Source organism: Nocardia stercoris, assembly GCF_003696265.1.
Classification (GTDB): Bacteria; Actinomycetota; Actinomycetes; order Mycobacteriales; family Mycobacteriaceae; genus Nocardia; species Nocardia stercoris.
Map to the genome: position 1 here is coordinate 137,786 of NZ_RFFH01000010.1, position 16,339 is coordinate 154,124.

The following is a 16,339-nucleotide window of genomic DNA, read 5'->3' on the forward strand; positions in this document are numbered from 1 at the left end:
CGGGGTCCGACCGTGCGCATCAGCATCAGCCTGACCGACATCTCCTGGCCGCACGCGCGATCCGGCCTGCCGCAACGGCTGGCCGACGTGGCCGCCGCGGTGGACGCGGGCGGTATCGACACGCTCTGGGTTCCCGATCATCTGATCCAGGCGCATCCGCGGCTGCCGGAAGACGATCCGGCGCTCGAGGCCTACACGCTGCTCGGCTATCTGGCGGCCCGCACGAGCCGGGTCCGGTTGGGCACCATGGTCAGCGCGGTGACCTTCCGGCCACCGGGCCTGCTGATCAAGGCGGTCACCGCGCTCGACGTGCTGTCCGGCGGCCGGGCCTGGTTCGGGATCGGCGCCGGTCACCACGTCGGCGAGGCCGCGGCCCTGGGCCTGCCGTTCCCCGCGACCGGTGAGCGGTTCGACCGGCTCGAGGAAACGCTGCGGCTGGCCACCCGGATGTTCGACGGCGACGAGCGGCCCTTCCACGGCACCCATTACCGGCTGGAACGCCCACTCAACCACCCGCAGCCGGTCTTCGGCCGCCCGCGCATCCTGATCGGCGGCATGGGGGAGCAGCGCACCCTGCCGCTCGTCGCCCGCTACGCCGACGCCTGCAACCTGGGCGATGTGCCCGACGGCGGCCGCACCATCGGCCACAAACTCCGTGTGCTGGCCGGGCACTGCGAACGAATCGGCCGCTCCTGCAACGACATCGAGAAGACGGTGAGCACCGCGCTGGCGCCGGGGGAGTCCGCCGGCTCGTTCGCGGACCGCTGCGCCTTCCTGGCGACGCTGGGCATCGGCCACGTGACGGTCATCGCCACCACGCCGTGGACGGAGGTGACATTGGCGCCGGTGCTGGCCGCCGTTTCCGCTGTGGGCGAGATGGTTCCGGCCGCCACGCTCGACCACCCGGCCCTCGACCGAGTCGAGGGCCAGATCTAGGACTGGGAACAATGACACAAATCCGTCGGCGCAGTTCAGCGGTGGTGTTAGCGTCACATGATCGTTTCGGTTCATCACTGACTTCCGGTGTGCTCATTCGGTAGGAGTTGATGCGAGATGCTGACAAGAATTGCTGGTTGGGCGGTCACTACCGCCCTGGTTGTGCCGCTGCTCGCATTGGGGACGCCGGCGGCCTTCGCCGACGACGACCCGCCCCCACCACCGCCGGCGGAGGAACCGGCGCCCCCGCCACCTCCGCCCCCGCTCGGATCGGTGAACCTCTGTTTCACCATCCCGATGCCGGGATCGGCTGACTTGTCTCTCTGCATCTGACCCGGCGGCACGATCGATGCTCACTCGATCGCATCGGGTAGGCGTCGCACGGCTCTGTCGGGACGTGGTGCGAGACTCTGGGCGTGCGCTGGGCGGTCGTGGCAACGGAGGGCGGGGGTGCGCGCCTGTGCGCGCTCGCCCCGGACGGTCGCCCTGCCGGCCCGGTCGTCACCGAGACATGTCTCGCCGCAGCCATCCGTTCGCGGCCCGACGTCGAGCGCTGGGTGTGGCGTTCGACCGCAGACATCTACCGGCGCCTGCTCGACGCGGGTGTGTGGGTGGACCGCTGCTACGACGTCGAAGCGGCGGAGTCGTTGCTGGTGGGCGCCGAGGAAGGGCAGTCCGGGCAGCCGCGGTCACTGGCCGCCGCCTGGGCCCGGCTGAACCGGCTGCCGATCCCGGCGGACACGCCCGCCCGGGCGGCCGAGACCCAGCCACTGTTGTTCGACCCGGCGCCGGTGGCCCTGCCGCCGGGGTCCGACGAACTCGCCACGCTGCTGGCGGTCTACGCCGCCCAGCTGGCCCGCACCGAGAAAGTCGCGCAACCGGACCGGATGCGGCTGCTTGTCGCCGCCGAATCGGCCGGCTGGCTGGTCGCCACCGAAATGGCACGAGCCGGGATCCCGTGGCATGCCGATGTTCACCGTGAGGTGCTGGATTCGCTACTGGGCGAGCGGTTTCCGGGTGGTGGACCACCGCGCAGGCTGGCCGAGCTGACCGACGAGATCTCCCGGGCCTTCGGTGCCCGGATCCGGCCCGACCTGCCCGGCGACATCGTCAAGGCCTTCGCGCGCGCCGGAATCGCGGTGTCCTCCACGCGGAAATGGGAACTCCAGCGCATCGACCACCCGGCCGTCGAACCGCTGCTGACCTACAAGGCGCTGTATCGGCTGCACACCGCCCACGGCTGGTCCTGGCTCGAACAGTGGGTTCACGACGGCCGGTTCCGCCCCGAATATCTGCCCGCCGGAACGGTATCCGGCCGGTGGACAACCAACGGCGGTGGTGCCCTGCAGATCCCGAAGGTGATCCGCCGGGCGGTGCGCGCCGACCCGGGCTGGAAGCTGGTGGTCGCCGACGCCGCCCAGATGGAACCGCGTGTCCTGGCGGCGATCTCGCGGGATCCTGATTTGATGGCGGTCGCCGGCCGCGGCGACGACATGTACGCGGACCTGGCCGGCAGCGCGTTCGGCGGTGACCGGGCACACGCGAAGATCGCGATGCTGGGCGCCGTCTACGGCCAGACTTCCGGTGGCGCCCTGGCTCACATGGCCGAACTGCGCCGCCGCTATCCGATCGCGATCGCCTACGTCGACGACGCGGCCCGGGCCGGTGAAGAAGGCCGGTTGGTCCGCACCTGGCTCGGCCGGACCAGTCCACCCGTGACGTCCGGCCCGGCGGAGACGGCCGAACCGGCACCCGGTGCCGGGGACAGCGCCGCGGCCCGGGCGCGGGGCCGCTTCACCCGCAACTTCGTGGTGCAGGGCAGTGCCGCCGACTGGGCCCTGCTGATGCTGGCGGCACTGCGCCGCGAACTGGCCACCGCCGGCTTGCGCGCCGAACTGGTGTTCTTCCAGCACGACGAGGTCATCGTGCACTGCCCGGCGGACGAGGCCGAGACGGTCGCGGCCGCCGTCGCGGCCGCCGCCGAAATCGCCGGGCGCCTCGCGTTCGGTCCCACACCCGTGCGGTTCCCGTTCACCACCGCGGTGGTGGACAGCTACTGGGACGCCAAGTGACCGGGTACCGGCAATCGGGTCAATGCGGCTGTGCCGGCAGCGGATTCAGACCCGACCCGCTGGGCAGGGTACCGCCCGAGCCGGAGCGCACCGCGCACAGCAGCGAATGGCCGTCACCGATGAAATCGCCGAACGAGACCGGGGCCGAGGGGGCGCCGGTGGGGTGCTGGGCGAGATACCGGTCGAGCTCCTGCTGCTGGTCGCCGGAGTTCTGCTGCACGTAGTGGGCGCAGGACTTGTCACTGCCGGCGTCGCGCATGTGTTCCCAGGCCACGAAGGCCGTTGCGCCCACCGCCACCACCAGCGCCACCCGCGCGGCTATGACGATCAGATCGCGCACCACTGCCCCCCGAAGACTCTCTGTATTACGTTACATCCCAGTCTATTTCGTTCCCGAGATGCGAATCCACCGGCCGCCCATAGGACTTCGGCCACAGCACTGCCGCTGCGCTGCCCCGGAAGTCCGGCGGGGGTCGCGAGGGTCACGCCGATCGGAGAATGTGCGGGACCGCCGCGCCTGCCCACGGGCCGACGGCCGGTAGCCGCGCGTGCTGACCGATGCGCCGTCGGCCGATTCGGTGCCGGCGCGGACAACCGGTTTTCTCGGCCCTGATCAGGGCATCCGCTGGACGTCCAGCACTACCGGGCTCGGCACCGCGCCGCGGCGGGTGCCGGGTTCGTTGCTCGCCGAATCGGAGGAGATGTCATGTCGATGGATCCGGATCCCGCCCGCACTCCCGACCTCGAACCCGGTGGCGGCGTCGCCCCGGGCAGGACGCCGCCGGAGACCGCGCAAACCTCGGGGCTGTCCGCGCCCGAACCCCGGACGAGTTACGCTTTCCCGCCGACCGGCATCGCCGCCATCGCGGTGATCATGGTGCTGGTGGCGGTGTTCGTGATCGTCGCGGTGTCGTTGCTCCTGTGAGCGGCACGCAGGCGTGCTCAAAACCCGTCGTATCACTTGACCACCGGGTCGTCGGTCGTCGTCGCCGGGCGGTCGCCGTCGCGGCCGCCACGGCGTCGACGACCGATCACGACGATCGTGATCACGACGGGAACGATCAATAGCAGCGCGAATTCCATGTACGGCGTGATACCCGGCGTCGCCGGTCCCGCACATCCCGGCACCGGGCAGCTGACCGGAGGCCGGTGCGCCGGCGGCCGGTACCCGGTGCTGGCAGGCGAGTTCCCCAGATGGCAGGATGGTCGGGTGGAATCTCCCGTCGAGCCGCCGGCAGAGCCGGGCTTGCCCGAGACGCCGCCCTCCGAGCCCGTGGCGGACACCGAACCGACGAATGAGTCCGCGGGACCGCGGACCGGTAGTTTCCGGTTCTGGTTCGCCACCCGCCGCTGGGAGTGGTCACCCGAGGTGTATCAAATGCACGGCTACACCCCCGGCGAGATCGAGCCGACCACCGACCTGCTGCTGCGGCACAAACATCCCGGCGACCGCGACCAGGTCGCCGAGATCATCGCCCGCTCCATCACCGAGGGCGAGCCGTTCTCGAGCCGCCACCGCTTCATCGACACCCGCGGCACCGAACACCAGGTGATGGTGGTCGCCGACCGCATCCTCGGCCCGGACGGCCGCCCCGTCGGCACCGCCGGGTACTACGTCGACCTGTCGGGCACCATCGCCACCGCCGGCCGGGAAGCGCTCAACGACCAGCTACCCGAGCTGATCGAGGCCCGGGCGGCGATCGAGCAGGCCAAGGGCGTGCTCATGCGCATCTACCGCATCACCGACGAACAAGCGTTCGAACTGTTGGTGTGGCGGTCGCAGGAAACCAACACCCGCGTGCGCGAACTCGCCGAACAGCTCCTGGCGGAACTGCCCGGCGTGCCGGCCGCGGCGGATACCACCGTCGCGGCCTTCGACCATCTCCTGCTCACCCTGCACGAGCGTATCCCGCACTGACGCAACCGAATCCGCATCTCGGGGTAGTACGCCGGAAGGTCAATAGTAATAGCGTCTGCCGCCGATGGGATGCCCCATCGACCCGAACAACAGCAGCACGAGGCCGATGACGAGGGCCACGATGCCGAGCGTCCACAGGATCGGAACACTGAAGATGAATCCGAGGACGAGAAGGATCACTCCGAGAACAATCATGACTGCTACCTGGTTTCGTTCGATGCCGTTGTCGCGGGCACCGAGACTGGGCTCGATGCCCGAAACGCCGGCGTGGCACCGCTGTCAGCTGCGGCCCAGCGCGTGCGCGAGCTGGGACTTGTTCATCTTCGAGCGGCCGTCGATATTGCGTTGGCGTGCCTCGTTGTACAGCTGGTCATAGGTGGGACCTTGCGCACCCGAATGGGATCGCTGGCCGCCCCGGCGTTGCGGGGACATGTCCCGCACCGACGAACGGCTGGCTGTGCGCGTCTGCCCGGCCTGAGCGCGGTTCTTGTTGACGGTTCGAGCGCCGATTTCTTTCGCGCGTTTCTCGCTCGCACCTCGGGCCTTGGCCGAATCCCGAATGTGCTCGTATTCGCGTTCTTGTTTGGCGGTCCATTGCTTCGGCACGACACACCTCCTGTCACGTGTGGTCCGCCGGTCCGGTAACTGTGCGGTATGGGTGCGGACCTAGCGTCCGACTACCCGTCCGTCCGGAATCCACACTCGCGCGACCGTCCACGGTTTTCCCACCGGGCGGGAGAAAGTCGCGGCCGGACCGAGCCGGTGTAGCAGAGTGGTGCCGAGCCTGCGTAGGCACTGTCATTGACGATTCAGGAGCGAACAGATGGCAACTTATGTCCTCACCGGCACCGCCTCCGGGCTGGGCGCCGCGACGGCGGCCCGGCTGACCTCCGGTGGGCATCGCGTCATCGGCGTCGACCGGCACGCGGCCGACGTCGTCGCCGACCTGGCCACCGCCGATGGGCGCGCCGAGGCGATCGCCCGGGTGACCGAACTGGCGGACGGTCCGATCGACGGCTTCGTGCCGTTCGCGGGTCTGGCCGCGGCGGCCGGACGGTCCGCGGATCTGCTGATCGGCGTCAACTACTTCGGCGCGATCGAACTGCTCGAGGGCCTGCGCCCGCTGCTGGTCGCGGGGCAGCACCCGTCGGTGGTGCTGATCAGCTCGAATTCGACCACCTGCCAGCCGAATTGGCCGGCCGAGCTGGCCCAGGCCTGCCTGGACGGGGACGAGGAGAAGGCCCGCTCGATCGCCTCCGGTTACGGCGAACTCGCTGCGGTGCAGGCGTATCCGGCGACCAAGGCGGCGCTGGCGTACTACGCGCGGACCCGGTCCGCGGAGTACATCGCGCAGGGCGTGCGGCTCAACGCGATCGCGCCGGGACTGATCGAGACTCCCATGACCGCGGAGGGCCGCAAGGATCCGCTGGTCGGTGCCGGCATGGAACAGTTCCTGGCGACCATCCCGGCCGGGCGCGGCGGCCGCCCGGAGGAGGTCGCGTCGCTGGTGACCTATCTGCTCGGCCCGGAGGCGAGCTATTTCGTCGGTTCGGTGATCTTCGTCGACGGGGGCACCGACGCGGCGTTCCGCGGCCGGGACTGGCCGCAGATCTGGCAGCTGTAGTCACCGCTTCGGCCGATACCGGACCGGTTCCACCCCGGACGCTGTGTACATTTCTCGGTAGCCAGAGAATTTGCCGATCGGTAGCGGGCCGAAGCGGAGAGGTGACCGATGATCGGAGCGGAGGTGACCGGCTGGCGGGCGGTAGGCGCCTGGTGGCACGATCGCCTGGATTATCGGTGGCTGGTCCGAACGCTCGACGCCCGCGGCGCACTGCCCGTCATGAAGGGGATCGCCGCGCTCGTCGGAGCGGTTCTCGCGGTGATCCTCACCATGGACCTGAAGTCCACGTCCGGGCCGGCCGGGGCCTGGAGCCTGGTGACCACTTTCAACATCGTCTTCTCGGTCGCGTGGGCGTGCTATTGGTGGTACGCGCCCTGGCCGAGCGAGAAGACCTCCCTGATCCTGATGGCGAGCGCCGACGTGCTGACCACCGCCCAGTGTCTGGTCGACAGTGACCGGCTGTTCGGCGCGCTCGGCTTGATGCGGCTGGTGATCCCGGGCGGCTACCTGGCGATCTTCCACGGTCCTCGCATCCTCACCGTCCACAGCGCGTGGTCGGTGCTGTCGGTCCTGACCCTGACCTGGCTGACCGTGCACGACGCCGAGAGCGACGGCCTAGCGAGTGTGTCGATCGTGCTGACGATGGTGTCGGTCACCGCGCTCGTGCTGCCCGCACTGCAACTCTGTTACTGGATCCTGCGGATGGACGCGCTGACCGATCCACTCACCGGTCTGCTCAATCGCCGGGGCCTCGACTATTACGTCTCGTCCTGGTTCCAACCCGGCATCCACGACTCGATCGCCCTGATGACCATCGATCTCGACCGGTTCAAGCAGGTGAACGACACCTTCGGGCACCGCGTCGGCGATGAAGTACTCGTCCGCACCGCGGCGTGCCTACTGGCGGCCCGCCCGCCGGCCTCGATCGTCACCCGCAGTGGCGGCGAGGAATTCGTCGTCCTCGCGCCGCTGGACGCCGGTGCCGCCATGAGTGAAGCGGAACGGCTGTGCCAGGCCGTCGCGGCGGCCATCGGACCCGTCACCGCCAGCATCGGGGTGGCCGTCACCGCGGACGACACCCGCCCCGACCCCGAACAGTTGCTCCGCAGATCGGATTCGGCGATGTACCGGGCAAAGCAATTGGGCGGCAACACCGTGGTGTTCGCGGCCTGACGGGCAGCCCGCGGACCTCACAGGGCGGCCGCCCACTCCCGGACGATCGCACGGGCCGATCGCAGCAACGGTCGCAGTGGGGTCCGGAAGCAGTGCACGAAGGTGAGGCCGATCTCGTGGTCGGCCGGATCCACGCCGTGCCAATAGACCGGCGGGATGTACACCGTCTCGCCCGGCCGGAGGACGGTTTCGTACTTGGTCACCGGCGGCTTGTCCCGAAGCAATGTGGCGGCCTTGCCGACATGATGCAGGTTGTGCGCGATCAGGTACGAATAGAATTTCCGGTTCGTCTCGTCGAGCTCGAACAACGAGAACCGTTTCGTCCCGCGCAATTGTGTGGTGAGTGATTCGTCGGCGATGTGCCAATGCCAATCGGTTCCGGCGTTCCGGTAGCCGAACATTCGATGCCGCGCAGAGGCCAAGGGCGCTTTGTCGTCGGCTTCGCTCAGGAACCGGTGCCGGCCGATGTCGTTCTCCCACTTCGGCGGCAGCAGGAAAGATCCCGACATGACGGCCTCCTCCGGAGGCGCGGCGTGTGCCTGCCGCAGCGCATCGGCCAACCGGACACGCTGGTAGTGCCCGTATCCGTTGTCGAAGAAGTGCTTCCACTGATTGAAATTGAGGCCGGTGCCGACGAGTGCCTCGTGGTCACCGGCCCGTTCCGCGAGATACTCGATATCCGACCACAGTGACACGGCCGGCCAGGTCCGCGCCGCTCCGGTGATCACAACGGGCCGGCGCCGATGAACATACTCGGCCATGAATCGGCCCGGGGTCAGGTCCGCGGCCGCGATGCGCGGCAATTCGCGGACCACCCCCGGAATCAGATCGATGACCTTGACGAGTTCGACATCCATTCGTGCAACCTCCGTAGCCACGCGCCCCGATCGGCGGCCTCAAGTGTTCAGCCGATACCCGCTGCGGCGAAAGACCCGAATTCCGGGGGCATCGTTTCCCGCCGGACGCGGCCGGTGTCCGCGGCTGCACCACGGCGGCAACTCCGCGCAATACACTGCGACGACGGACCGGTTCGAGGAGGCAGCGATGGCACGCACCGGGATCTTCCGGACGAAATCGGTGGAGCAGTCGATCGCGGACACCGACGAGCCCGACAGCAAACTGCGCAAGGACCTCACCGCGTGGGATCTGACCACCTTCGGGGTCGCCGTCGTCGTCGGAGCCGGCATCTTCACGCTGACCGCCCGCACCGCGGGCAATGTCGCGGGGCCGTCGGTCTCGCTCGCCTTCGTGCTGGCCGCCGTCGCCTGCGGTCTCGCCGCCCTGTGCTACGCCGAGTTCGCCTCGACGGTGCCGGTCGCGGGCAGCGCGTACACCTTCTCGTACGCGACGTTCGGTGAGTTCGTCGCCTGGATCATCGGCTGGGACCTCACGCTCGAGTTCGCGCTGGCGTCCTCGGTGGTCGCCAAGGGATGGTCGCTGTATCTGGGCAATGTGATCGGCGCCGAGGGCTCGACCGTGGTCTCGTTCGGCGGGGTGCGCTTCGACTGGGGTTCGGTGCTGCTGATCGCCGTGCTGACCGTGCTCCTGGCGACCGGGACGAAGCTGTCCGCGCGGGTGTCCCAGGTGGTCACCGGTATCAAGGTCGCCGTGGTGTTGCTGGTGATCGTGGTCGGTGCGTTCTACATCAGCAAGGCCAACTACTCGCCGTACATTCCCGCATCCGCACCGAAGAGCACCGGCGCCGGCATCCACCAGTCGCTGTTCTCCTTGCTCACCGGCGCGGGCGGCAGTACGTACGGCTGGTACGGACTGCTCGCCGCCGCCTCCCTGGTGTTCTTCGCGTTCATCGGATTCGACGTCGTGGCGACCACCGCCGAGGAGACCGCGAACCCGCAGCACGCGTTGCCGCGGGGGATCCTGGGCTCGCTGGCGATCGTCACGGTGCTCTACGTCGCGGTCACGCTGGTGCTCACCGGCATGGTCAAGTACACCGAGCTCGCGACCGACAATTCCACGCTCGCAACGGCTTTCGAATACCACGGGGTCACCTGGGCGCAGTGGGTGATCAATCTGGGCGCGCTGGCGGGCCTGACCACGGTCGTGATGGTCATGCTGCTCGGCCAGGCCCGGGTGCTGTTCGCGATGTCGCGCGACGGCCTGATGCCACGGCGACTCGCGCGCACCGGCCGCCACGGCACCCCGGTGCGGATCACCGTCGTCGTCGGTGTGGTCTCCGCCGTCCTCGCCGGGTTCTTTCCGATGGGCACGCTCGAAGAGATGGTGAACATCGGGACGCTGTTCGCGTTCGTCCTCGTCTGTATCGGCGTGATCGTGCTGCGACACACCCGCCCCGATCTGCCCCGCGGTTTCCGGGTTCCGGGGGTGCCGTTGGTGCCGGTCCTGGCGGTGCTGGCCTGCGGATGGTTGATGCTGAACCTGTCGGTGGAGACCTGGATCCGGTTCGTGGTCTGGATGGCGATCGGCATCGTCGTGTACTTCGGCTACGGCTACCGGCACTCGCTGGTCGGCCGGCGGGCCGCCCCTCACCCGGGTGTGGAGACCGACGCGCTCGGTCACCTCGGCGGACCGGAGGGGCCCGGCGGCGTGGGGCTTTGAGGGTGCTCGGCCCCGGGTCAGCCGGCGAGACTGCTGGTCACGGTCGGCTCGATCGCGCCGCGGGGGCCGACGAAAACCGGCGGCAGGGACCCGCAGGCGCCGGTGACCGCCTGCGGGCGGAAATCCGCTGCGAGCTGCATCGTGTGACTCGAGATCGTCCAGTTCGGCACTGTCGTCGGAGCCAGGCTGTAGGAGCAGGTCGCGGAACTGACCGCGATGCCGATCGTTGCGCTGGGCATCGATCCGGAGATCGTGGCCCCGCCCGTGACGGTGAGCGTCGCCGGATGCACCGTCGCGGTGACGGTGACGGGCGCACCCGCGGCGTCGGTGCATTGAGCGAAGGTGACGGCCGACAGGGTGCCGATCGTGCCGGACGAGCCGGCGACGTTCGGCATCGAGCCGCTGAACGTCGCGGTGGCGCAGGTCAACGGCGCCGGCCCACCGAGGAGGCTGAACATCGTCGGCTGACCCGTGACGTGGTAGGCGCCGGCCGGGTCGGTATTGCCCGCCACGGTGTACTGGTAGGTGGCCGCCGCGGCGGGAACGGCGGTCACGAGTCCGCAGACGGTGGCGGCCAGGGCCGCGCACGCGATCGTCGCGCTGCGGATTCGACGGGAACGAGTACGCATCATCATCGGTGCCTTCTTCGAACGAAACCTGCGGGGAGCTCTAATTACCTTGTGTTGCAACGCAATTAGAGTCGCAGCAGGTGGTGTTGGGGACACCGCCTGATGATTCCCGTCCGAAGATGAGCGATCAAGAACTGTTTCACGCGGTTTCGATCAGCGTGGCTAATGTGTCCAGCGACGACCACCGGTCCGAGGCACGAAACGGCTCGACACGGCATACTCCGGCTGAAACCGGCAGGGCCGGGCTCGAGGTAGCGTGGCGGCGGATCTCCAGAACGAGTTGCGCCGGCGTGGCGCAGCCGCACCCGGGGGCCGGCTCAGATGAGAGTGTCGCCGGTCCCGGGGTAGTCGAAAACCCGAGGCAGTTCGGCGGAATCGATCGAATCGCAGGTTGTCATGCAGAACCGCAAGAGAGTGCGTCGCGCCGTAACGCCCGAGGTGGTGTGGCCCGAACCCAGTCCGCTCGCCGCCTGGTGGCGGCAGATCATGTTCGCCTCACCGCCGAGCCGGCCCGATAATCCACCGGCGCCGGCCACCGGGAACGAACACTGACCGGGCATCAGGTCCGCGGTTTCGCGAGCGACAATCGTGCGATGAGTGGCGCGGCTTTCCGCAATCGATTGCGCAGCTCGTCGAAGCGGGCCTGCCCGGCCGCGGACAATCTGCCCTGGTCACTGTAGTGCGCCAGCCGTGGCAGCCGGCCCGACAGCAGCACTCCCCACATGATGCTGAAGTCGTAGAGCCCGTCGCTGTCCGCTGACAGGCCGGGATCGTCCCGCACCAGCTGGTGTAGCCGGTCCAGCTGATCGAACAGCAGGTCCAGGTCGCGCTCGGTGCCCGCGACAGCCGGCGGTATCCGGTCGTTCACATGTCCCTCCCGTGCTATAGGCGTGGTTTCGCGACGGCTACGACATACGGCTGGCCGGACACGGTGACAAAGACCCGGTCGTTGCCGGCGGCGATCCCCGACACGGGCGCGGATCTGGCCGGCCCTTCCGGTAGCGCAGCACGGAAGTCGAAGGTCCGGATCACCGGGATCACCCCGGCGGTGTAGCCCTCGAAGCTGCGGGTCTCGAGCACCGTCACACGCTGCTCGGTGACGGCGTAGATCCGGGTGTCGTCGGTGGCGAGGTAGCGAATCGGCTCACCGAGCGCCGCGGAACCGACCACGCGCAGACTCTCGTTGTCGGACTGTTCGTCGACGGCCAGCAGGCGATCGGAGTCCCGCTCGGCGACATACACCCGCGAGACCTTGGTCCCGTCGCCGGCGGCCGCGACGACGCCGACATCCAGGGCGCTGGTCCGCTCGGCCGGCGGGCTCTCGCCCTCGTAGTGCGTGACACCGCCGGGGCCGACCACGTGGAATTCGAGTTGCCGGCCGCGGTTCGCGCCGCGGACGGTGGCGCCGGGTCCGGCGTCGACACGAGTCGACGACAACCGGATGTTTCGATGCAGCTCCACCGGAGTCACGGTGGAACCGTCGGATGACAGCGCTAGCAGTACCCGGGCGCCGGACTCGAGGCCGAGTTACGACGGTGCGGGTCCGGCCTCGAAAGCGCCTGTCTCGGAAAGGTTCCCGATGTCGACCGCTGCCACCTGCCCACGCTCGGGCCGTGCTACCAGCACCGTCGTGTCGTGCAGCGGGCTGATCACCAGGTTGGACCCGAGATCGGAAAACGGCGCCGAGACGGCGGTGGGCGCCTGAGTCGCGGGCGACGACACGTCGATTCTGGCGATCCGCCGATCATCGGTGAGTCCGAGCAGGACGTGGTCACGATAGGAGTACACCGGCTCACGGATCGCCGCGCCGATCTGCTGCACACGGACGGCTTCGGCTGCTTCGAGTTCGGAACCGGGGGCCGCGCAGCCCACCGCCGCGGTCATCGTGACCGCCGTGGCGGCGACAATCGAGGCCCATTTGTGCACAGTCATCACCGCTCCTTACGTAGCCCCCACGCCGCCGCGACGAATACCGGCGAACAGTCCTCGCCTGCGAATCGAGCGACGACGCGGGTTGTAGTATCCGGAGGGTCGCTTTCAGCCACATGATTCCATATGGCGGAGCACGTGGACGTCCAGCGGCATCCGGTCCAGGCGCGTTTCTCGAGAACTATTCCGCGACTGATGGGAACGGTTGTGGTGCAACTTTTTCGTGGAACCAGGACGTATCGACTGTTGACGGTGCACCGCTATGTGGCATTCGATTTGCCCGGGGTCACCACCGCGCTGGGAATGGCGTCGCTCCTGGGCGCGGCCGCTGTGCACCTCTATCTGCTCGGTACCGAGACCGGGCTTCCGGGCTACCTCACGGCCTATTTCGTCGTCCTCAGCGCCGGGTGGATATTCGCGGCGGTCATGATGGCGCTCGGCCGCTTCGCGGATCGGGGCTGGCTGCTCGCGGGCCTGGTGTCCGCGGTGTTTCTGGTGGGGTATGTCCTCTCACGGCTCACGGGGCTGCCCGGGTTGCCGGCCGTGAAGTATCGGTGGGATTTCACGCCGGGCACCGTCGCGTTGCTGTGCGCCGCGCTGTTCCTGGCGGTGTGGGTGTCGGTACTGCTGGGTATCAATGTCGCCCATCCACGGAAGCGAGATTGGCATGACTGAACTCGATTACCCGGCCTGGCTGCGCATCGAGCACTGGCTCACCGTGCTTTTCGTGACACTGCTGATCCGCAGCGGCGTCGAGATCCTGGCCACCCATCCGAAACTGTATCGGCGCGAGGACAGCAGGCCGGGCACCGAGTGGGCGCGGTTCACCCGCAAGACGATGCCGACCGGCAAGCTCTACGACACCTTGGACGAGGAGGAGAGCTATTCCTCGCTCGTCGCGCTGCCCGGTCACAAACAACTCGGCATGGGTAGGCACTGGCATTTTGTGAGCGTGATCGGCTGGGTTCTGGTCGGTGCCGCGTACTACGTTCTGTTGTTCGCCACCGGCCAATGGCGACGCTACATTCCGACGTCCTGGTCGCTGTTTCCCCAAGCGTGGGACGACATCGTCACCTACCTGAGCTTCAACCTCCCGCCGCTGCTGCCCGGTGAGCCGCTCGACGCGCTGCAGAAGCTCGCCTACGGGGGAGTGGTTTTCATTCTGGCGCCGTTTCAGATCCTCACGGGTGCGGCGCAATCGCCCGCGATCGAGGGCCGGTTCCCCTGGTACGTGCGGTTGTGGGGCGGGCGTCAGTGGGCGCGGAGCCTGCATTTCCTGGGCTTGATCGCCTTCGTCGGGTTCATCGTCGTCCACCTCGCGATGGTGGTGTGCTGGAACTGGGGGCGGCTCAACGCGCTGATGATCTTCGGGCATATCCGCGACACCGGCTGGGCGATCGCGCTGTCACTGGTCATCGTGGCGGTGATCGTCGCCGTCCACGTCGCGGCAACGGTGTGGAGCCTGCGGAATCCTCGATCGGTGCAGCGGGTGCTCGGCGCGCCGGTGACCCGTGCCCGGCGGTGGTTGCTGCGGCCGATGCGGTCGAGGCAGCACTACCCGCCGGAGAAGCTATCCGCCGAGCACCGCGTGAACGGAAAGCCGCCCGACTGCGACCAGTACAAACTGATGGCGGTACACAACTTCGCCGATTGGCGACTCGAAGTCGGGGGACTGGTGGAGAACCCGCTCGTTCTGAGCCTGAACGAGTTGCGCGAACTGCGTCCTCCACAACGACAGCGTGTCCTGCACAACTGCATTCAGGGCTGGTCGAGTATCGGTGAGTGGGGTGGCTTGCCGCTGCGTGATCTCGTCTCGATGGTGCGGCCGCTGCCCGACGCTCGGTACATCTGTTTCATGACCATGCAGGACACCGGCCGTGACGAGCCGAGCGCGGAGGGTACGGGTCACTTCTACGAGGTCGTCGACCTCGAACTCGCCGATCACCCCCAGACGTTGCTGGCGTACGAGATGAACGGTGAGCCGCTGCCGATCAAGCACGGCGCGCCGCTTCGGCTGCGCGTCGAGAACCAGGTGGGATTCAAGATGGCCAAGTGGATCGAGCGCATCGAATTCGTCTCCGACTATTCGGCGATCGGTTTCGGCATGGGCGGCTGGCGTGAAGACAACGTCTACTTCGACAAGGACGTCGAGATCTGATGGGCGGCGCCGGTCTGCCGCCGCGTCCGGAGAACGTCGTGCTGGATTCCGGCGAGAAGTCGCGGGTGCTGGAGCAGGTGCGCCGCCGCGGCGGCGTGTGCCACAACTGCGGCAACGATCGGTTCGTGGTCGGTGACGCCTTGTATCTCGGATTCCATTTCCGCAGTGCGGATCCCGATGCGTACCTGATCGCACTCACTTGTACCGATCCGGATTGCCCGAGTCGGCATACCGGCATCACTCTGGCGCGCCGGCTCTTTCTGTCAGAGACCAGGACAGCGGAATGTGGTGCAGTGCCGCGGCGTAACCGATGAAACCGCTGGCGGTCCCCGGGCCCCCACCTGTTCCGCCGTTGCCGTTGTCGTTTCCGTCGCAGGTCCCGCTGGTGTCGTCGTTGTCGCAGGTCCCGCCGTTGTTGCCGCAGCCGCCACCGGTTCCGCCGCACGTTCCGGTTCCCCCGCTGCCACAGTCGTTGTTGTCGCAACCGTGCGGCGGGACAGGCGCGGGCGGAGGCACCGCTTGGGCGCTACCGACGCCTCCGTGCCCGGACAGATCGATATGCACCGTCGCCGAGACGGCAGCGGGGGCGACGGCGGTCACCGGCGCCGTTATCGCTACGGTCGTCAGCGCGGCCTCGGCCAGCCACCGTCGTCCTGTATGTCGGTGAGTCATCGTGTCGCCTTTCCGCCGGGCAAGCCGACATCGCCGCGGGAGGCGACCACCTCATCCGCGTGAATGCGAGCTGCCGACCGAACCCGGTATCAGCGGGCGCGGCGCGTGTTCATGGTGATCCGGCGCATGCCGACAGTCATCGAGGCCAATCCGAGCAGCAGGGCGAGGACACCGGTCACCACGTTGGTCCAGATCGTCGACGTACGGGCGACATCGCCGCTGACCACCCACGGCGTGATGATCATCCATACACCCAATAGCGGAGCAACCCAGCCGATGCCGTGGAACCGCCCGTACATCGAGGCGAATCCCAGCGCCAGCACCGCAGTTGCTACCCCGACGATCAGGTTGTTCACGGTCAGGGTCGGGAACCGGGTGAATCCGACGATCCACGCGGAGGCCGCGATGAAGAGCCCGGTCAGGAACGTCAGGCCCGTGACCACTTGAGCGGTCGGTTTCTCCGCGGCGAGTTCGTACTTCTCGTGCTTGGCCCGCAGTTCCACGATGTCGGGATGCAGGCTCATGTTCATGGCATCGGTAGCCATGTCCGCCACCACCTTTCGGACGCGCGGTGAAGGCGCTGGAACCCGACGGCCGAGATGGCGGGGGACATGCGACCGAGCCCGATCGCCGGTCCATACGTCATGTCAT

20 protein-coding genes are annotated in these 16,339 nt (G+C 68.0%); 9 read left to right on the top strand and 11 right to left on the bottom strand.

Annotation, left to right across the window (positions count from 1 at the left end):
* Positions 1-12 precede the first annotated feature (12 nt).
* Both EBN03_RS22405 and EBN03_RS22410 read left to right on the top strand, forming a co-directional pair.
* Positions 13-936: a TIGR03560 family F420-dependent LLM class oxidoreductase gene (locus EBN03_RS22405; RefSeq protein ID WP_122190060.1), complete on the top strand. Its 924-nt coding sequence runs from the start codon at positions 13-15 to the stop codon at positions 934-936.
* Positions 937-1,352: 416 nt separating this feature from the next.
* The gene (locus EBN03_RS22410; protein ID WP_199742917.1) at positions 1,353-3,008 is read left to right on the top strand and encodes a bifunctional 3'-5' exonuclease/DNA polymerase; all 1,656 of its coding nucleotides are present in this window, start codon (positions 1,353-1,355) and stop codon (positions 3,006-3,008) included.
* A gap of 19 nt (positions 3,009-3,027) precedes the next feature.
* On the opposite strand, the gene EBN03_RS22415 is transcribed toward EBN03_RS22410, so the two are convergent.
* A complete protein-coding gene (locus EBN03_RS22415; RefSeq protein WP_147471668.1) occupies positions 3,028-3,348 on the bottom strand; it encodes a hypothetical protein in 321 nt (106 codons plus the stop codon).
* Between the two features lie 366 nt (positions 3,349-3,714).
* Here EBN03_RS22415 and EBN03_RS22420 point away from each other — a divergent pair, with 366 nt between their 5' ends.
* On the top strand, positions 3,715-3,933 hold the full coding sequence (locus tag EBN03_RS22420) for a DUF6480 family protein (RefSeq protein ID WP_122190063.1): 219 nt from the start codon (positions 3,715-3,717) through the stop codon (positions 3,931-3,933).
* A gap of 32 nt (positions 3,934-3,965) precedes the next feature.
* Here the strand turns inward: EBN03_RS22420 and EBN03_RS35575 are convergent, their stop codons facing one another.
* Positions 3,966-4,091, bottom strand: a complete 126-nt coding sequence (locus EBN03_RS35575; protein WP_267899303.1) for a hypothetical protein — start codon at positions 4,089-4,091, stop codon at positions 3,966-3,968.
* A gap of 127 nt (positions 4,092-4,218) precedes the next feature.
* On the opposite strand from EBN03_RS35575, the gene EBN03_RS22425 reads away from it, so the two are divergent.
* Positions 4,219-4,926, top strand: a complete 708-nt coding sequence (locus EBN03_RS22425; protein WP_233608539.1) for a PAS and ANTAR domain-containing protein — start codon at positions 4,219-4,221, stop codon at positions 4,924-4,926.
* 39 nt (positions 4,927-4,965) lie between these two features.
* On the opposite strand, the gene EBN03_RS34630 is transcribed toward EBN03_RS22425, so the two are convergent.
* Entirely contained in the window at positions 4,966-5,121 is a 156-nt protein-coding gene (locus EBN03_RS34630; RefSeq protein WP_199742918.1) for a DUF6131 family protein, read from the bottom strand.
* 84 nt (positions 5,122-5,205) lie between these two features.
* Positions 5,206-5,532, bottom strand: coding sequence for a plasmid stabilization protein (locus EBN03_RS22430; RefSeq protein ID WP_122190065.1), 327 nt, complete (start codon positions 5,530-5,532; stop codon positions 5,206-5,208).
* Between the two features lie 217 nt (positions 5,533-5,749).
* Here EBN03_RS22430 and EBN03_RS22435 point away from each other — a divergent pair, with 217 nt between their 5' ends.
* Both EBN03_RS22435 and EBN03_RS22440 read left to right on the top strand, forming a co-directional pair.
* Positions 5,750-6,550 carry an SDR family oxidoreductase gene (locus EBN03_RS22435; RefSeq protein ID WP_122190066.1) on the top strand — a complete coding sequence of 267 codons (801 nt, stop codon included), beginning with the start codon at positions 5,750-5,752 and terminating at the stop codon, positions 6,548-6,550.
* Between the two features lie 108 nt (positions 6,551-6,658).
* Complete coding sequence (locus EBN03_RS22440) at positions 6,659-7,723, top strand: GGDEF domain-containing protein (RefSeq protein WP_122190067.1); 1,065 nt, start codon at positions 6,659-6,661, stop codon at positions 7,721-7,723.
* Between the two features lie 17 nt (positions 7,724-7,740).
* On the opposite strand, the gene EBN03_RS22445 is transcribed toward EBN03_RS22440, so the two are convergent.
* Complete coding sequence (locus tag EBN03_RS22445) at positions 7,741-8,580, bottom strand: cupin-like domain-containing protein (RefSeq protein WP_122190068.1); 840 nt, start codon at positions 8,578-8,580, stop codon at positions 7,741-7,743.
* A 187-nt stretch (positions 8,581-8,767) separates the two neighbouring features.
* On the opposite strand from EBN03_RS22445, the gene EBN03_RS22450 reads away from it, so the two are divergent.
* A complete protein-coding gene (locus EBN03_RS22450) occupies positions 8,768-10,300 on the top strand; it encodes an amino acid permease (RefSeq protein WP_122190104.1) in 1,533 nt (510 codons plus the stop codon).
* Positions 10,301-10,317: 17 nt separating this feature from the next.
* Here the strand turns inward: EBN03_RS22450 and EBN03_RS22455 are convergent, their stop codons facing one another.
* From EBN03_RS22455 to EBN03_RS35195, 4 genes are all read right to left on the bottom strand, one after another.
* Positions 10,318-10,935, bottom strand: a complete 618-nt coding sequence (locus tag EBN03_RS22455) for a hypothetical protein (protein WP_122190069.1) — start codon at positions 10,933-10,935, stop codon at positions 10,318-10,320.
* A 553-nt stretch (positions 10,936-11,488) separates the two neighbouring features.
* Positions 11,489-11,797 carry a hypothetical protein gene (locus tag EBN03_RS22465; RefSeq protein ID WP_122190071.1) on the bottom strand — a complete coding sequence of 103 codons (309 nt, stop codon included), beginning with the start codon at positions 11,795-11,797 and terminating at the stop codon, positions 11,489-11,491.
* Positions 11,798-11,811: 14 nt separating this feature from the next.
* Entirely contained in the window at positions 11,812-12,390 is a 579-nt protein-coding gene (locus EBN03_RS35190) for a hypothetical protein (protein ID WP_233608540.1), read from the bottom strand.
* Between the two features lie 66 nt (positions 12,391-12,456).
* On the bottom strand, positions 12,457-12,861 hold the full coding sequence (locus EBN03_RS35195; protein WP_233608541.1) for a hypothetical protein: 405 nt from the start codon (positions 12,859-12,861) through the stop codon (positions 12,457-12,459).
* Between the two features lie 261 nt (positions 12,862-13,122).
* On the opposite strand from EBN03_RS35195, the gene EBN03_RS22475 reads away from it, so the two are divergent.
* Both EBN03_RS22475 and EBN03_RS22480 read left to right on the top strand, forming a co-directional pair.
* Positions 13,123-13,533: an oxidoreductase gene (locus EBN03_RS22475; RefSeq protein WP_147471669.1), complete on the top strand. Its 411-nt coding sequence runs from the start codon at positions 13,123-13,125 to the stop codon at positions 13,531-13,533.
* Entirely contained in the window at positions 13,526-15,016 is a 1,491-nt protein-coding gene (locus EBN03_RS22480) for a molybdopterin-dependent oxidoreductase (RefSeq protein ID WP_122190073.1), read from the top strand. Before EBN03_RS22475 ends, EBN03_RS22480 begins: the two co-directional genes overlap by 8 nt.
* Positions 15,017-15,253: 237 nt before the next feature.
* On the opposite strand, the gene EBN03_RS34280 is transcribed toward EBN03_RS22480, so the two are convergent.
* Entirely contained in the window at positions 15,254-15,688 is a 435-nt protein-coding gene (locus EBN03_RS34280) for a hypothetical protein (protein WP_158675708.1), read from the bottom strand.
* A gap of 89 nt (positions 15,689-15,777) precedes the next feature.
* The gene (locus tag EBN03_RS22490) at positions 15,778-16,233 is read right to left on the bottom strand and encodes an SPW repeat protein (RefSeq protein WP_122190105.1); all 456 of its coding nucleotides are present in this window, start codon (positions 16,231-16,233) and stop codon (positions 15,778-15,780) included.
* Positions 16,234-16,339 lie beyond the last annotated feature (106 nt).

What these genes read in the sequence shown, in the direction of transcription:
- EBN03_RS22420 (WP_122190063.1), top strand. Translation starts at nt 3,715, where the DNA reads ATGTCGATGGATCCGGATCCCGCCCGCACTCCCGACCTCGAACCCGGT.
- EBN03_RS35575 (WP_267899303.1), bottom strand. Translation starts at nt 4,091, where the DNA reads ATGGAATTCGCGCTGCTATTGATCGTTCCCGTCGTGATCACGATCGTC.
- EBN03_RS34630 (WP_199742918.1), bottom strand. Translation starts at nt 5,121, where the DNA reads ATGATTGTTCTCGGAGTGATCCTTCTCGTCCTCGGATTCATCTTCAGT.
- EBN03_RS22435 (WP_122190066.1), top strand. Translation starts at nt 5,750, where the DNA reads ATGGCAACTTATGTCCTCACCGGCACCGCCTCCGGGCTGGGCGCCGCG.
- EBN03_RS22440 (WP_122190067.1), top strand. Translation starts at nt 6,659, where the DNA reads ATGATCGGAGCGGAGGTGACCGGCTGGCGGGCGGTAGGCGCCTGGTGG.
- EBN03_RS22445 (WP_122190068.1), bottom strand. Translation starts at nt 8,580, where the DNA reads ATGGATGTCGAACTCGTCAAGGTCATCGATCTGATTCCGGGGGTGGTC.
- EBN03_RS22450 (WP_122190104.1), top strand. Translation starts at nt 8,768, where the DNA reads ATGGCACGCACCGGGATCTTCCGGACGAAATCGGTGGAGCAGTCGATC.
- EBN03_RS22455 (WP_122190069.1), bottom strand. Translation starts at nt 10,935, where the DNA reads ATGATGATGCGTACTCGTTCCCGTCGAATCCGCAGCGCGACGATCGCG.
- EBN03_RS35195 (WP_233608541.1), bottom strand. Translation starts at nt 12,861, where the DNA reads ATGACTGTGCACAAATGGGCCTCGATTGTCGCCGCCACGGCGGTCACG.
- EBN03_RS22480 (WP_122190073.1), top strand. Translation starts at nt 13,526, where the DNA reads ATGACTGAACTCGATTACCCGGCCTGGCTGCGCATCGAGCACTGGCTC.
- EBN03_RS34280 (WP_158675708.1), bottom strand. Translation starts at nt 15,688, where the DNA reads ATGACTCACCGACATACAGGACGACGGTGGCTGGCCGAGGCCGCGCTG.
- EBN03_RS22490 (WP_122190105.1), bottom strand. Translation starts at nt 16,233, where the DNA reads ATGGCTACCGATGCCATGAACATGAGCCTGCATCCCGACATCGTGGAA.